This window comes from Bacillus sp. NMCC46, from assembly GCF_002998465.1.
GTDB lineage: Bacteria > Bacillota > Bacilli > Bacillales > Bacillaceae > Bacillus.
Genome location: NZ_PVQZ01000001.1, coordinates 491,500 through 508,332, shown reverse-complemented (window position 1 = coordinate 508,332; position 16,833 = coordinate 491,500). Strand labels below are relative to the sequence as shown.

Annotated in this window: 13 protein-coding genes; all 13 read left to right on the top strand. The window is 40.3% G+C overall.

Annotated elements, in window-relative coordinates:
* Positions 1 to 90 precede the first annotated feature (90 nt).
* Positions 91 to 1,566, top strand: a complete 1,476-nt coding sequence (locus C6Y01_RS02540; RefSeq protein WP_034663857.1) for a UDP-N-acetylmuramoyl-L-alanyl-D-glutamate--2,6-diaminopimelate ligase — start codon at positions 91 to 93, stop codon at positions 1,564 to 1,566.
* Between the two features lie 135 nt (positions 1,567 to 1,701).
* Positions 1,702 to 2,676, top strand: coding sequence for a phospho-N-acetylmuramoyl-pentapeptide-transferase (mraY, locus tag C6Y01_RS02535; RefSeq protein WP_106037788.1), 975 nt, complete (start codon positions 1,702 to 1,704; stop codon positions 2,674 to 2,676).
* A gap of 9 nt (positions 2,677 to 2,685) precedes the next feature.
* The gene (gene murD / locus C6Y01_RS02530) at positions 2,686 to 4,032 is read left to right on the top strand and encodes a UDP-N-acetylmuramoyl-L-alanine--D-glutamate ligase (protein WP_411266051.1); all 1,347 of its coding nucleotides are present in this window, start codon (positions 2,686 to 2,688) and stop codon (positions 4,030 to 4,032) included.
* Between the two features lie 59 nt (positions 4,033 to 4,091).
* Positions 4,092 to 5,192: a stage V sporulation protein E gene (gene spoVE, locus C6Y01_RS02525; protein WP_003212197.1), complete on the top strand. Its 1,101-nt coding sequence runs from the start codon at positions 4,092 to 4,094 to the stop codon at positions 5,190 to 5,192.
* Positions 5,193 to 5,389: 197 nt separating this feature from the next.
* Positions 5,390 to 6,484 carry an undecaprenyldiphospho-muramoylpentapeptide beta-N-acetylglucosaminyltransferase gene (gene murG, locus C6Y01_RS02520; protein ID WP_106037786.1) on the top strand — a complete coding sequence of 365 codons (1,095 nt, stop codon included), beginning with the start codon at positions 5,390 to 5,392 and terminating at the stop codon, positions 6,482 to 6,484.
* Positions 6,485 to 6,515: 31 nt separating this feature from the next.
* Complete coding sequence (gene murB / locus C6Y01_RS02515) at positions 6,516 to 7,427, top strand: UDP-N-acetylmuramate dehydrogenase (RefSeq protein WP_034662552.1); 912 nt, start codon at positions 6,516 to 6,518, stop codon at positions 7,425 to 7,427.
* 127 nt (positions 7,428 to 7,554) lie between these two features.
* Positions 7,555 to 8,334, top strand: coding sequence for a cell division protein FtsQ/DivIB (locus tag C6Y01_RS02510; RefSeq protein WP_060596191.1), 780 nt, complete (start codon positions 7,555 to 7,557; stop codon positions 8,332 to 8,334).
* On the top strand, positions 8,331 to 9,020 hold the full coding sequence (locus tag C6Y01_RS02505; RefSeq protein WP_060596192.1) for a DUF881 domain-containing protein: 690 nt from the start codon (positions 8,331 to 8,333) through the stop codon (positions 9,018 to 9,020). Before C6Y01_RS02510 ends, C6Y01_RS02505 begins: the two co-directional genes overlap by 4 nt.
* 20 nt (positions 9,021 to 9,040) lie before the next feature.
* Positions 9,041 to 9,766, top strand: a complete 726-nt coding sequence (locus C6Y01_RS02500; RefSeq protein ID WP_066030945.1) for a DUF881 domain-containing protein — start codon at positions 9,041 to 9,043, stop codon at positions 9,764 to 9,766.
* On the top strand, positions 9,766 to 10,134 hold the full coding sequence (locus C6Y01_RS02495; protein ID WP_003210988.1) for a small basic family protein: 369 nt from the start codon (positions 9,766 to 9,768) through the stop codon (positions 10,132 to 10,134). Before C6Y01_RS02500 ends, C6Y01_RS02495 begins: the two co-directional genes overlap by 1 nt.
* A 159-nt stretch (positions 10,135 to 10,293) precedes the next feature.
* Entirely contained in the window at positions 10,294 to 11,616 is a 1,323-nt protein-coding gene (ftsA, locus tag C6Y01_RS02490; protein ID WP_034662541.1) for a cell division protein FtsA, read from the top strand.
* Positions 11,617 to 11,649: 33 nt separating this feature from the next.
* A complete protein-coding gene (gene ftsZ, locus C6Y01_RS02485; RefSeq protein ID WP_024424252.1) occupies positions 11,650 to 12,795 on the top strand; it encodes a cell division protein FtsZ in 1,146 nt (381 codons plus the stop codon).
* 292 nt (positions 12,796 to 13,087) lie between these two features.
* Complete coding sequence (locus C6Y01_RS02480) at positions 13,088 to 16,630, top strand: S8 family peptidase (RefSeq protein ID WP_106037785.1); 3,543 nt, start codon at positions 13,088 to 13,090, stop codon at positions 16,628 to 16,630.
* Positions 16,631 to 16,833 lie beyond the last annotated feature (203 nt).

The following is a 16,833-nucleotide window of genomic DNA, read 5'->3' as shown; positions in this document are numbered from 1 at the left end:
GATGTATCCTTTTTTTTACGATAAAATATAGACTGTGTGTTTTTTTCACAAGACATGCACGTGAACGAATTTGAGAGGTTTGATATGAAAATGAAATTACAAGAACTGCTTACATACTTTAAAAGTGAAAACAACGAATTGATAAACGAAAATCCTGATATCACTTCCATTGAAATGGATTCAAGAGAGGTGAAAAAGGGAAGCCTTTTTGTCTGTATAAAAGGTTATACAGTAGATGGACACGATTATGCTGAAAAAGCGGTGAAAAGCGGGGCTGCAGCAATTGTAGCGGAACACCCTCTTAACATAACAGATGTACCAGTCATTATTGTGAAACACTCTCAAAGAGCACTTGCAAGAATAGCTGATGCGTTTTACGAACAGCCCACTCATAAGCTGAATCTCATCGGGATCACAGGCACAAACGGAAAAACCTCAACAACACACATGATCGAACAAATGATGAGAAAAGCCGAAAAGAAAACAGGCTTAATCGGTACGATGTATATGAAGGTGAATGATGACATTCTCAACGTGAAAAACACCACACCTGAAAGTGTCACACTTCAGAAAACGTTTAAACAGATGCTTGATCAAGATGTAGATACAGCCATTATGGAAGTATCATCACATGCACTCCATCTTGGCAGGGTGCATGGATGTGATTATGATATTGCTGTTTTCACAAACCTTACGCAGGATCATCTTGACTACCACAACACAATGGAAGAATATAAACATGCGAAAAGCTTGCTATTTTCTCAGCTCGGAAGCGCCTTTCATCATAATAAACCCAAGCATGCGATTTTAAATGCAGATGATGAGGCTTCGAGTTATTTTGAAAAAGTCACAGCTGCTGAAGTCATGACGTATGCCTTAGAGCAAAAAGCAGATGTCATGGCAAAGAATATTCAAATTATGCCAAAGGGAACTCAATTTGATTTGGTCACTCCAATCGGCACCAAGAATGTGACGGTTGCCCTCGTCGGAAAGTTCAATGTGTATAATATCCTGGCAGCTGTATCAGTCGGGATCGTATCTGGCTTAACGTTTGAGTCGATCGTTAGTGCGATTGAAGAGCTGGAGGGAGTCAAAGGCAGATTTGAACTTGTAAACTGCGATCAAGATTTCCCTGTCATCGTCGATTACGCGCATACACCTGACAGTTTAGAAAATGTCCTCACAACGTGTAGAGAATTAACAGAGGGCAAAATTTTCTGTGTGATTGGCTGCGGTGGCGACCGTGATAAAACAAAGCGCCCTCAAATGGCCCAAATCGCTGTGAAATATGCAGATGAACCTGTATTTACATCAGACAACCCAAGAAGCGAAGATCCTTCAGCCATTTTAAAAGATATGGAAAATGGGGTGCCAGACGCATATTATCATAGCTTTGTGAATCGGAAACAAGCCATCTTCTTTGCCATTGCCAATGCGAAAAAAGGCGATACAGTCTTAATAGCGGGTAAAGGCCATGAGACATATCAAATCATTGGCGATCAAGTCTATGACTTTGATGATGCAAAGGTTGCTGTTGACGCTATTTTAGATCTAAACAAATCTTAAAATGATGAAAAGAGTGTAATGAAATGAAGCATTTTGTACAAAAACAACATACGAAGAACGCGAATGAATACCATAATAATGAATGCAATTTTCTGATGGAAAACGGCTTTGGAAATTCGGAAGGAGTAAAGAACGATGCTTGAACAGGTGATATTGTTTACAATCATAATGGGATTTTTAATCAGTGTTCTTTTATCCCCGATTTTTATACCGTTTTTAAGAAGACTTAAATTTGGTCAAAGTATTAGAGAAGAAGGCCCGCAGTCTCACCAAAAGAAATCTGGTACTCCGACAATGGGCGGAATTATGATTATCTTTTCTATCACCATTACTACGATTGTGATGATCAACAAATTCTCTGAGATTAGTCCAGAAATGTTTTTACTGTTATTTGTCACACTTGGTTACGGCCTATTAGGATTTTTAGATGATTATATTAAAGTAGCGATGAAACGAAATCTTGGATTAACATCGAAACAGAAATTAATCGGTCAAATTGTGATCGCAGTGATCTTTTATGCAGTTTTCCATTATTATCAGTTTGCAACGACGATTCGCATTCCAGGAACAGACGTCAGCTTTGATTTAGGATGGGCTTACTTTATCCTTGTCGTTTTCATGCTTGTCGGAGGTTCTAATGCCGTGAACTTAACGGATGGACTGGATGGTCTCTTATCTGGAACCGCTGCTATTGCTTTCGGAGCTTTTGCCATACTGGCTTGGAATCAATCCCAGTATGATGTAGCGATCTTTTCAGTAGCTGTTGCAGGAGCCGTCCTTGGTTTCCTTGTGTTTAACGCACATCCTGCAAAAGTATTTATGGGTGATACAGGTTCTCTAGCATTAGGCGGAGCCATTGTAGCAAATGCGATTTTAACGAAGCTTGAAATTTTACTTGTCATTATTGGTGGAGTATTTGTTGTTGAGACGCTATCCGTTATTCTTCAAGTGATCTCCTTTAAAACAACTGGCAAAAGAATCTTTAAGATGAGTCCGCTTCACCACCACTATGAGTTAGTTGGCTGGTCAGAGTGGAGAGTAGTTGTCACCTTCTGGACAGCTGGTTTATTACTTGCTGTTTTAGGAATTTACATCGAGGTGTGGTTATAATTGAATAAGATGCAAATGTTAAAAAACGAACATGTACTAGTATTAGGTCTTGCAAAAAGCGGATATGCGGCAGCTTCAATTCTTCATGAACATGGAGTAAATGTGACGGTAAATGATCAAAAACCGTTTGAAGAAAACGAACCTGCTCAGCTACTTTCTGAAAAGGGGATTGATGTCGTTTGTGGCAGTCATCCTCTTCGTATATTCGAAGATAAAGAAATTACGATTTTAATTAAAAATCCAGGAATTCCATATGAAAATGTGATGGTTCAAGAAGCGCTTCGCCGCCAAATTCCAGTTTGGACGGAAATAGAATTAGCGTATCATTTAACCTCATCCTCTTTTATTGGGATTACTGGATCGAATGGAAAAACCACTACCACGACTTTGATTTATGAAATGCTGAAAAAAGACAGCCAAAAAACATTAGTGGCGGGTAATATTGGAACAGTTGCCAGCGAAGTCGCTGCAAATGCAGCTGGCGATGAGTGGATCGTAACGGAACTCTCTTCTTTTCAATTAATGGGAACAGTTGAGTTTAGACCTAAAATCAGTTTAATATTAAATATTTTTGATGCACATTTAGACTATCACCACACTCGTGATGAGTATGAAAAAGCAAAGCAGAAAGTATTCGCACATCAACATGAAGATGATATCGCTGTAATTAACCTAGATGATCCATCGGTCGTAAAACTGGCAGAAGGTTCAAAAGCAAAAAAAGTGTTTTTCTCAGTGAAAGAGCCAGTAGAACATGGTGCGTTTATTCAACATGGTGCAATTTACTACATGAATGAACATATCATTGATGTAAAGGATGTTGTCCTTCCTGGTGAGCATAACCAAGAAAACATTCTGGCAGCTATTTGTGTTGTGAAAAATGCAGGCTGCTCAAATGAAGCAATCGTTCACGTTCTCACGACATTTAGTGGAGTGAAGCATCGTCTGCAATTTGTAGATACAATTCAGAGTCGGAAATTTTATAACGATAGTAAAGCAACCAATATTTTGGCAACAAGTAAAGCATTGTCAGCCTTCGAACAACCGACCATTTTATTAGCAGGTGGACTTGATCGCGGCAATGAATTTGATGAGTTGAAACCTTTTATGAAACATGTAAAAGGAATTATCACATTTGGTGAGACTGCACCTAAGTTTTTGAAGCTTGGTGAAGAGCTTGGAATACATCATGTAAAACATGTCGATAATGTTGAACAAGCAGTACCTGCGGCGTTTAACATATCTGAAGAAGAAGATGTGATTTTATTATCTCCGGCCTGTGCAAGCTGGGATCAACATAAAACATTTGAAGAACGTGGAGACATGTTTGTAAACGCCGTGCATATGCTTAAATAAGGGCTTGTCTCTCATATGACTGACAGCCCAAATGAAATTATGCTTGGGGTGTCGGTCTCTTGACGAATAAGAAAACTTCTCCGGATTTTTTGCTTGTTGTCATTACGTTACTTTTATTGACGATTGGTTTAATTATGGTGTACAGCGCTAGTGCTGTGTGGGCATCGTATAAATTTGATGATTCGTTTTATTTTGCAAAAAGACAGCTTTTGTTTGCCGGAATCGGAGTTATCGCAATGTTTTTCATTATGCGAGTCGATTATTGGACGTGGCGGACTTGGTCAAAGATATTGATTGCTGTTTGTTTTCTCCTTTTGCTGCTTGTACTCATTCCTGGTATCGGTATGGAGAGAAATGGATCAAGAAGCTGGATCGGTGTCGGTGCGTTTAGTATTCAGCCCTCTGAATTTATGAAGCTTGCGATGATTGCGTTTCTTGCAAAATTCTTATCTGAAAAACAAAAAAATATCACATCCTTTCGCAAAGGTTTTGCCCCAGCTTTAGGCATTGTATTTTCTGCATTTGCCATCATTATGCTTCAGCCGGATCTGGGAACAGGAACGGTGATGGTTGGAACCTGTATTATTATGATATTTGTTTCAGGTGCGAGAATTGCTCACTTTATATTTCTCGGTCTTATAGGACTCAGCGGGTTTGCTGCACTTGTCTTATCAGCACCCTACCGAATAAAACGAATTACATCGTACTTAAATCCTTGGGAAGATCCGCTAGGCAGTGGGTTTCAAATTATTCAATCCTTATACGCTGTTGGTCCAGGTGGTCTGTTCGGAATGGGACTTGGTCAAAGTAGACAAAAATTCTTCTATTTACCTGAGCCCCAAACGGACTTCATCTTTGCGATATTGTCTGAAGAGCTTGGCTTTATAGGGGGATCACTCATTTTACTCCTCTTTAGTGTTCTATTATGGAGAGGCATACGAATAGCACTTGGAGCCCCAGATTTATATGGAAGTTTCCTGGCAGTTGGTATTATTTCAATGGTTGCCATTCAAGTAATGATTAACATCGCAGTTGTCACTGGACTTATTCCTGTGACAGGTATCACGCTCCCATTCCTTAGTTATGGCGGCTCATCACTGACATTAATGCTGATGGCGATTGGCGTACTTTTGAATGTAAGCAGGTACGCAAGATATTAACGTGCTGAAGCTCATGAAACCATGTTGACGTTTATTTTGCAAAAGTACAAAAAAATGATTTGAAGAGTGAAAATGACAGTTTTTGTTTCGAAAACGTGTTTTTTGACTCTTCTTTACAGGTTTTAACGGAGCCCTGTTGTTTAAAACAGGGTTTATACTTTGTTCAGAGCAGAAAAAAATTGAGGGGAAATGGTATAATGCGTATAGTAATCAGTGGAGGCGGAACAGGCGGACATATTTATCCGGCCTTAGCCTTTATTAAAGAAGTGAAAAGACTGCATCCTGATGTGGAATTTTTATATATCGGTACTGAAAATGGACTTGAAAAGAAAATTGTAGAAAGAGAAAATATCCCTTTCAAGGCGATAGAAATTTCAGGTTTTAAACGAAAGCTTTCCTTTGATAACGTCAAAACGGTGATGAGATTTTTGAAAGGCGTTCAAAAAAGCAAATCTTACTTAAAAGAATTCAAACCTGATGCGGTCATTGGAACAGGCGGTTATGTGTGTGGGCCTGTGGTTTATGCGGCTTCTAAGCTGAAGATCCCGACTATTATACACGAACAAAACAGCCTGCCTGGTATTACAAATAAGTTCCTAGCGAGATATGTTAATAAAGTAGCCATCTGCTTTGACGAAGCAAAGGCACATTTTCCTTCTGAAAAGGTTGTATTTACGGGAAACCCTAGAGCCTCTGAAGTCGTCTCTATAAAAGAGGGGAAATCTCTTAAAGAATTTGGGCTCGATGAACAGAAAAAAACGGTTCTTATTTTCGGCGGGAGCCGAGGTGCTGCTCCTATCAATAGAGCAGTGATCGAAATGCAAGATGATTTAAAGGCTAAAAACTACCAGCTTTTATATATCACAGGTGAGGTTCATTATGAAAAAGTGTTGAATGAGCTAAAGGAAAAAGGTGCAGCACCTAATATGATCACAAAACCTTTCTTGCATCAAATGCCGGAGTACCTGAAATCGATCGATGTGATTGTTGCAAGAGCGGGAGCTACAACAATTGCTGAAGTAACGGCTCTTGGAATCCCAACCATTTTTATTCCGAGCCCATACGTGACGGCAAATCATCAGGAAATCAATGCAAGATCACTTGAAAAACATGATGCTGCGATTGTTTTAAGAGAATCAGAGCTTTCAGGGGATCGTCTGCTGCATGCAATTGATGAAATTGCCGGTAATGAAGAAAAACTCAACCAAATGAGCCGTTTAACGAAAGAACTCGGAGTACCAGATGCGGCTGCACGTTTATATAATGTGTTAAAAAAAATTACGACTACATGATGGAATGATATTAGGTAAGGCGGAGGGTAATATGGAGAACTTGAAGAATGAATTATTAGAAGCGCAAGTTGGTAAAGTACTTGAAAATGAGCCGCTTGCTAATCATACAACAATGAAAATAGGCGGACCAGCAGATCTTTTGATCATCCCAAAAGATATCGATGCAGTTAAAACGATCATGGATCAGGTGAAAAAACACCATACGAATTGGACGGTCATTGGAAGAGGATCGAATTTACTTGTACTTGATAAGGGAATTCGTGGAGTTGTTCTCAAGCTAGGTGCTGGACTGGATCACCTAACTGTAAATGATGAAGAAATTACAGTTGGCGGCGGCTATTCTGTCGTAAGGCTCGCGACATCTCTTAGTAAGCAGGGTCTTTCAGGGTTGGAATTCGCAGCTGGTATTCCAGGGTCTATTGGAGGCGCTGTTTATATGAACGCAGGTGCACATGGATCTGATATCAGTAAGATTCTTGTGAAAGCTAGAATCTTATTTGAGGATGGAAGCATCGAGTGGCTCACAAATGAACAGATGAATTTCAGCTATCGAACATCAGTCCTTCAAAAGGAACGACCTGGCATTGTTCTCGAAGCCGTGTTTAAGCTCAAACAGGATGATCGCGAAAAAATCACAAAGAAAATGCAGCAAAATAAAGATTATCGTAAAGAAACCCAGCCTTATAACCGGCCATGTGCTGGCAGTATTTTTCGAAATCCGCTGCCTGAATATGCAGGACAGCTTGTAGAAAAAGCGAATTTAAAAGGATACCAAATCGGCGGAGCTAGAATTTCTGATATGCACGGCAACTTTATTGTCAACGCTGGTGGAGCTACTGCTCAAGACGTGCTGGACTTAATTCAGTACATCCAAAAGAAAATTAAAGAAGACTACAACGTAGATATGCATACAGAGGTAGAAATTATCGGTGAAGAAAATTAACAGCTAGTTTTTATGAATGATGGCATCACAGGAAAACAAACGGCATGAAAGAATGCCGTTTGTTTTCTCATCAAAATGATGACCCAAAGGTGTGGACAAGCAGCTTTGAATGAGGTGAAGAGTATATATGCGGCCTGATCATGAAAATGAAAAGATCGTCAATATAGAAGAGCGAATTCCTAAAATTAAAGAACAAAGGAAGCAAAAAGCGAATCGGAGACTGATCTCTTTTATACTACTGTTTTTTATCATGGTTTTAATTATTATTTATTTGCAGACACCTATCAGCAAAATTTCTTCTTTAACCATCACAGGTAACGAGCATGTCTCTACAAAACAGCTTGTTAAACTTTCACAAATTAAAGAAGGCGAAACAGAGTTTTGGAATTTAAATAAAGATATAACAGCAGATCATATTAAACAAAATAAACTGATTAAAAGCGTTAGGATCAAAAAGCATTTCCCAAATAAGGTCAGTATTGCTGTCAAAGAATATGCAAATATTGCGTATCTTCAAAAGGGAAATCTATATTATGAGCTTCTTGAAAATGGGACCGCTTTACCAGAAGAAGTTACACCGAGTCATGCAGGACCTATTTTTGTCGATTGGGACAATAAGGAGAAGCTGAAGCAAACCGTTAGATCTTTAAATCAGCTGCCAGCCTCTATTCAGGAACTCATCTCAGAAGTATATTATGTGCCGACAAATTCAAACCAGTGGCTAGTTAAATTTTATATGAATGACGGAAACACTGTGATTGCATCAATTAAAACATTCGGTGATAAAATGAAAACCTATCCAGCCATTGTAAAAGAACTTTCGTCTTCTGAAAAAGGCACAATCCATATGGAAGTCGCTACGTATTTTGAAGCGTTTAAATCTAAGAAAAAGGAAGATGAGCGTTGAGAGGCAAAACAGTTATATTCTCAATTGTCATGCTTGTTCTTGGTTTTCTGATTTCTTTTTCATACCAATATACAAAGCAGCATCAGGCAGATGTCATTCGAACAGAGCAATGGAAAAAAGAATACTCTCTGAAAAGTCAGCTCACAAAGCAAGAAAAGGCGAATCAGAAACTCGAAAAAGAATTATATAGTCTTCAATCAAAGGTTCAAGCGACAGAGTCCAATTTGAAAAATGAAAAAGAGCAGTATTTTAATGTACTGGAAGATGTTGAGAAATACAGAATGTTTACAGGAGAGATTGGTGTAAAAGGAAAAGGGGTCAAAGTATCTCTTGAAGATGCATCTTATATCCCGAGTGGACAAAATGTCAATAATTACATTGTGCATGAGAGCCACATTTTTCATGTGATAAACGAACTATTTATATCAGGGGCTTCTGCTGTATCTATTAATGGGCAAAGAATCACACACCAATCATACATACATTGTAATGGTCCAGTTGTCACAGTTGATGGTGTTCAGCATCCAGCACCATTTGTCATTTCTGGTATTGGAGATCCGGCTGTGTTAATACCTGCTTTAAATATTGCAGGAGGAGTGGTCGATCAGCTGACAAGTGATCACATTTCAATGACGATTGAGAAAACGGATATTCGTATGAACCCTCTTTTAAGAAACAAAGATTAAAAGTGAAAAGGTGAGTGGTGTTGAGGAAAAAGAAGCCTTTACTTAGTTTAACAGCTTTAATGATCATATTTGGCATCATGGTCTCCATCCAGTTTAATTCTTTACAAAAGCCCAAAGTTCGTGATACTCGTGATGTTTGGGAACTGAGAGAGGATTTATCTGCATCTAAAAGTAAGGAATTGGATTTGCTCAAAGAAATTGATAAATACGACGAGATGCTAAAAAAATATGGTCATCAAGGAGATCAATCAAAAGAAGCACAATTAACAAAAACGTTAAAAGATTTAAAAGAAAAGGCTGGTTTTACAGAAGTGGAAGGGGAGGGGATTGAAATTGAAATTTCTCAGCTTTTTTCAAAGGATCTTACCGGAGAAGAAGTGAAAAATATCCCGCCTGATCTTCTGAAAAAGTTAATTAATGAAGCCAATATGTTTGGGGCAAAACATATTTCCATCAATGATCGCCGTGTAATTAATACAAGTGTGATTCGAGATATTAATGGCACGACAAAAATAGATGGTTACAGCTTAGATAGTGATGAAGTCAACATTAAAATGATTAGTGAGCAGGCCGACAAATTATACAGCCGTTTAAATGTATCAGATATTGGTGATTTGTTTGCTCAGGAAAACTTCAGCTTGAGTATGAGCCAGCCGAAGAAAAAAATCCATTTAAAAGCATATGACGGTGCAATTCAAGTAAACGAATTGAAGCCTCTTGAAGATGTAAAGGAGGGAAAATCTTAATGTGGCTTCCTGTACTTGGCTTAATCATAGGAGTTGCGATCGGTTTCTTAACAAATTTTACGATACCGAATGAGTATTCTAACTATCTTTCCCTCGCTGTACTTGCTGCGCTTGATACATTGATTGGTGGAATCCGAGCACATCTGCAAGGGGCATACGATGAACTAGTGTTTGTATCAGGCTTCTTCTTTAATATTATACTCGCAATAAGTTTAGCTTTTCTGGGCGTCCATCTTGGTGTAGACTTGTACTTAGTCGGAATGTTTGCATTCGGCGTTAGATTGTTTCAAAATATAGCAGTTATCAGAAGAATTCTACTAACAAAATGGACAATTTCAAGAGAAAAAAAGAAAAAAAGTGAGTCATAAAAAAGGATATACATATGATGTAACGAATATTTTCAGTAATCCTAATAAAAAATGTTGATTTTTTAAGTTTTGTTACACACTTGTAAAAACACATTCATTGTATTGTTGTTCAGCAAATAATAGAATAGAAAGTATTGATATGTGAGGAGGTGCCATAGAATGAACAACAATGAAATTTACGTCAGCCTTGACATCGGTACATCCAATATAAAAGTCATCGTCGGAGAAATGGCGGATGATTCGCTTAACATTATAGGTGTTGGAAATGTCCCTTCAGAGGGGTTAAAAAAAGGATCGATTGTTGATATAGATGAGACAGTTCATTCTATTAGACAAGCATTTGAACAGGCTGAGAGAATGGTAGGATTTCCTTTACAAAAGGCGATTGTCGGAATTAACGGAAACCACATTCATATTCAGAATACGAGCGGCGTGGTCGCAGTATCTAGTGAAAACAAAGAAATACATGCTGAAGATGTGAGACGTGTCTTAGATGCAGCACAAGTAGTATCTATTCCTCAAGAACATCTCGTCGTAGACGTGATTCCGAGACAATTTATCGTCGACGGAAGAGATGAGATCACAGATCCGAAAAAAATGCTTGGTGTTCGGCTAGAGGTGGAAGGATCGTTAATTACAGGTTCTAAAACGATTCTACATAACTGGCTCCGATGTGTAGAAAGAGCTGGAATTGAAATTATGGATATTTGCTTGCAGCCAATCGCATCGGGCTCAGCAGCATTATCGAAAGATGAAAAAAATCTCGGGGTAGCTCTTGTCGATATTGGCGGCGGATCTACAACGATTTCCGTATTTGAAAACGGGCATCTCTATTCTACTCACAGTATCCCTTTGGGCGGAGAGAACATTACAAAAGATTTGTCTATAGGACTTAGAACTTCCACTGAAGAAGCTGAACGAATCAAAAAACAATTTGGGCATGCGTTTTATGATGAGGCATCGACTGAGGAGACATTTGAAGTTTCTGTGATCGGTACCGATCAAAAACAAACGTATACACAACTTGATGCGGCTAACATTATTGAAGCGCGGCTGGAGGAAATCCTGCTCTTTGTGGCAGAGGAATTGAGAAATATGGGTGTCCATGATTTGCCTGGTGGATTCGTTCTAACAGGTGGACAGGCAGCCATACCAGGTATCCTTTCTCTTGCACAAACGGTCTTGCAAAACAATGTCAGGATTGCAAGTCCGAATTATATCGGGGTGAGAGAGCCTCAATATATGACAGGAGTGGGTCTGATCCACTTTGCTTATCGCAATGCAAAGATTCAGGGCAGACAGGTTGGATTCCAAATGCCAGATGAGGCGTTTCATGAAGTAGGCGCATCCATGGAGCCGGTTTCTTCTGCACCACAAGTGAAAGAAGCGCAGCCAAGACCGAAAGTAAAACAAAAAGCACAACAAGAGACAAATAAAAAACCGGGCAAAATGAAAAAACTATTTAATATGTTCTGGGAATAGAATTAGATTTTCGACGGATTAGGAGGATTCAGCATGTTGGAGTTTGAAACAAATATAGACGGCCTAGCATCAATTAAAGTAATCGGAGTAGGTGGCGGCGGGAATAACGCTGTCAACCGAATGATCGAAAATGACGTACAAGGTGTCGATTTTATTGCAGTCAATACAGATGCACAGGCGTTAAATCTATCAAAAGCAGAAACTAAAATGCAAATCGGTGCTAAGCTGACAAGAGGGCTTGGAGCAGGTGCGAATCCTGAGGTCGGTAAGAAGGCTGCTGAGGAAAGCAAAGAGCAGATTGAAGAAGTACTAAAAGGCGCAGACATGGTCTTCGTTACAGCTGGTATGGGCGGTGGAACTGGTACGGGTGCTGCACCTGTCATTGCAAAAATCGCTAAAGATTCTGGTGCATTGACAGTTGGAGTCGTGACTCGTCCTTTCACATTTGAAGGAAGAAAGCGTCAGCTTCAAGCAGTTGAAGGAATTGCTTCTATGAAAGAAGCAGTTGACACATTAATCGTGATTCCAAACGATCGCTTGCTTGAAATTGTTGATAAAAACACGCCAATGCTGGAAGCATTCCGCGCGGCAGATAACGTGCTTAGACAAGGTGTTCAAGGGATTTCCGATTTAATTGCAACACCAGGTCTGATTAACCTTGACTTTGCTGACGTGAAAACAATCATGTCCAATAAAGGTTCGGCTCTTATGGGTATTGGTGTTGCAACAGGTGAAAACCGTGCTGCTGAAGCAGCGAAGAAAGCCATTTCTTCACCACTTCTAGAAACAGCGATCGATGGTGCTCAAGGCGTCATCATGAACATTACGGGTGGCACGAACCTAAGTCTTTATGAAGTGCAAGAAGCAGCGGATATTGTGGCTTCTGCATCTGATGAAGATGTAAACATGATTTTCGGGTCTGTCATCAATGATAACTTGAAGGATGAAATTGTGGTGACTGTGATCGCAACTGGATTTATTGAGCAAGAGCCAGAAGTGACAAAACCACAAAGAAATCCACTAGGACAAGGATTAAAGCAAAATCAATCCATTCCTCAAAAACGTGAAGTAAAACGTGAGGAACATCAGCAGCCATCATCTCAGCCGAGACAAAATACACAATCAAGTGATGACACGCTGGACATTCCAACGTTCTTACGCAACCGCAATAAACGCTAATCGAGTATAGCTTAACCCCTTCCATTGGAAGGGGTTTTTTCATGTCTCAACGTATAAGGGGACTCTAATCAAAAAGTCTTAAATGTGTGAGAGCCACTTCATCTTTCATATGTAATTTGACTTAAGGTGCTTAAGAAAAAAGAATCATTTTTAACCCCTCTTACAAAAAACGACAAGATGATGAACTTTATTTGACTACATTAAAAAGAACACCATGAATCTTGTCATGAACAAAAGAAGGAAAGGAGTGAGACATATACTCTGGTTGGCCATTTGAGGAGGAGGGATTTGATTGAAATTGAAGTTTCGCAAGACCGCCGGCTATCGTTTGATGAGTCTTATGGTGATTGGTACTTTAACGATGACAAGCTTTGGGATGGTTCAAGCAAAATCGACTTCTACCTCATATCAGGAGGAAGCTGTTTCCTCTAAGACAACAAAAGCAAAGATCTCATCAAGATTAATGAAGCAGTTTCAGCAGGATGACAAGGTGACCTTTTTAATCAAAATGAAGGAGCAAACAAATACGCAAAAAGTGGCGAAGGAAGCTGTGTCCAGAGCCAAAAAACAGAAATTAACAGCGGCTAAAACGCAGTACACAAAAAGATCAGCTGTCGTATCAGAATTAAGAGCAACGTCTGAGGAGACGCAGCAAGCGCTGCTTACGTATTTACAAAAGGAACAAAAGAAAAAGCAAGTGAAGGAGATTCATTCGTACTATATTGTGAATGGTCTAGCGGTGACGGGAACGAAAGAAGTCATGGAAAAGGTGGCTTCCTTCCCAGAAGTAGATCAAGTGCTGCCGAATGAAACCCGTCAAATTCATCGCCCCGTTGATTTGAAGACGTCTAAGCAGAAAAAACAAATGAAAGCAGTAGATGGAGTCGAGTGGAACATTTCTCAGGTTCATGCTCCAGAAGCGTGGGCTTTAGGCTATGACGGTACTGGTACTGTTGTGGCAAGTATTGATACAGGAGTGGAATGGGATCATCCTGCTTTAAAGGAAAAATACCGCGGATTTGATCCAGCACACCCGAATGATCCATCTCATGAATTCAATTGGTACGATGCTACAACAGGATCTGAAGCGCCATACGACGATTTAGAGCATGGTACACATGTGACGGGAACGATGGTTGGCTCTGAGCCAGATGGAAAGAATCAAATCGGAGTCGCACCAGGCGCAAAATGGGTTGCGGTGAAAGCTTTCTCAGAAGATGGTGGTACAGATGCTGACCTGCTTGACGCAGGAGAGTGGATTTTAGCACCAAAAGATGAGGACGGAAACCCCCATCCAGAAAAGGCACCAGATGTCGTCAATAATTCTTGGGGCGGTGGGCCTGGTCTTGATGATTGGTATAAAGATGTGGTCAATGCTTGGAGAGCGGCGGACATCTTCCCAGAGTTTTCAGCTGGCAATACCGATTTATTTAACCCTGGTGGTGAGGGGTCAATTGCAAATCCTGCGAACTATCAGGAGGCCTTTGCAACGGGTGCAACGGATCAAGATAACAAATTGGCGTCTTTCTCGCTGCAAGGTCCGTCTCCATATGGCGTCATGAAACCAGATATTGCGGCCCCAGGGGTAAACATTCGTTCATCCATTCCAGGGAAAGGGTATGAGGATGGCTGGAATGGGACGTCGATGGCTGGTCCGCATGTTTCAGCTGTTGTAGCTCTTCTTCGCCAAGTACAGTCAGATCTTTCTGTTGAAGAGATTGAACAAATTCTGATTGATACAGCGAAGCCGTTGACTGATCAGCAATTCCCGGAATCCCCTAACAATGGCTATGGGGCAGGTTTAGTTGATGCAAAAGAGGCGATTACAGCATTAACAGATGGCATTGGCACGATTGAAGGACAGGTGACAAACGAAGATGTTAATTTAGATGATATGAAAATAACAGATCAAGCCCTGCCTCAAAAAGAAAAGGCTGCACATCCACATAAGAAATCTATGGATTCGAAAAGTGCGAAGCCTGCAAAAGCAAAAGAAAAACATGTGCAATTGGAAAAGGAAAAAAATCTTGATGCTCCGTCTATCAAAGCTCTTCCTATGAAAGCGGAAATTAGTGTTCTTGAAAGCGGAAAATCAACTTACACAGATGAAGCGACAGGGAGATATCAGCTTACTCACAGTGCAGGGGAATTCACAGTGAAAGCGGAAGCTTACGGGTTTGAATCACGCAAACAAACAGTCAATATTTCTTCAAATGAAACGGCTGAGGCAAATTTCGCCTTACAGCCACTTAAGAAACGAACGATATCCGGTACAATTGTCAATGAAGAAACGGGTGAAAAAGTAAAGGATGCCACGGTTTATCTTGTAGAGGATGCGAAAATTAAGCCGGTGAAAACAGATGAAGCTGGCGAATTTTCTCTAGAGGCATTGAGCGGTGTCTATACCGTCAAAGTATTTGCGAAAGGGTTTAAAGGTTATTCTTTTACAGCAGATGTGACAGAAAAGCCGGTTAAAAAAGCCATTCAGCTGGAGCCATTCATCGGCTTTGCTGGTGAAATTGGCTACGATGACGGAACAGCTGAAAATGCGCGAGCCTTCTATGATCCTGGCAATGGCTGGGCTGTGAAGTTTTCATTAGAAAAGGGGAAGAAACAAGCGCAACTCACAGGGGGGCTTTTCCGTTTCTGGTCATCAGAGTGGCCAGCTCCTGGCGGGAATGAATTTGCGGTTGAGGTGTATGATGCTTCTGGGAAGAATGGAGCTCCAGGGGAGAAAATTGCAGGACCTCTAAAAGCGAATGCGCTGCGTAATGGTGAATGGACAAAAGTAGATTTAGAAGATCAAGCCATTACGGTGGATGGAGATTTCTATCTTGTCTATATTCAAACGAAAAAGAATACGGAGTCTCCAGGACTTGCAACGGACGAAGATGGTCCAAATGCTGAAAGAAGCTGGCAGCTGACAAGCGGTGCTTTTTCTCCTTCTCCAAAAGAAGAAGGGAATTATATGATTCGGGCGCTTGTTGACTATGAAGCAGATGTGCCAGAGATTATATCTCCGAAGGCCGGAACCATTTCGAACAAAGGTGAACTGGAGATTGAAGGCAAAGCCTCCCCTGGGCTTGATGTAGCGATTTATCAAAACGATGAAGAGATTGCCAAAGTGAAAGCAGATCAGTCAGGCGCTTTCAAAGAAAAGGTCACAGTTTCAAGTGGAGAGCATGTATTCACAGCTGCGACTGTTACGGATAAAGGCGCAACGAAACGATCCAAACCAGTAAAGGTGATCATTGATCAAACAGCTCCAGCGCTCACCATAGATACACCTAAAAAAGGGGGAAAGTCTAATAAAGAATCACTCACTGTAGAAGGAAAGGTCACAGATGATCATCTTGATCAAGTCACTGTAAATGGAAAAAAGGCAACCGTAAAAGATGGAAAATATTCCGCAAGAATACTGCTTGAGAACGGGAAAAATACAATAAAAGTAACAGCGAAAGATGCAGCAGGAAACAAAACGACTAAAAAAGTCAATATCGATGTCCAATACGAGGCACCTGAAATTTCTAAGCTGACTCCAGCAGAGAATGTCCATCTATCATCAGGAGAGTCTGTTAAAATTTCATTTAACAGCAGGGAAAAGCTAGACGCAACGTTTGTTATTCACATGCCGCTGACAAACGCGAGATCAAAGCTTCAAAATACAACAGAGCTGCCGCTTCGCGAAGTATCTAGCGGAACATATGAAGGCTACTGGACAGCTACTTCTACCGCCAAAGCAAAAGGTGCGGTCATTGAAGTAATTGTGCGAGATGATTATGGAAATGTCACAAGACAAAAGGCTTCAGGCACATTAAACATCAATGAAAAGTAACTTAAACAAAAGACACGATTTCCAGGAGCGTGTCTTTTTTTCTTTCGAGCAATTGTTTGAAAGCTTGTCCAGAAGAACACTCTCTTGCTTCGCGCTCTCATTCCTCGACAAAAACAATAATAATCCACCAAAAGTTCTCTATCATCCCCAACAAGAATTGACAGACTTCCATCTCTTGACTGTTTTATACTGGTACAAACAAG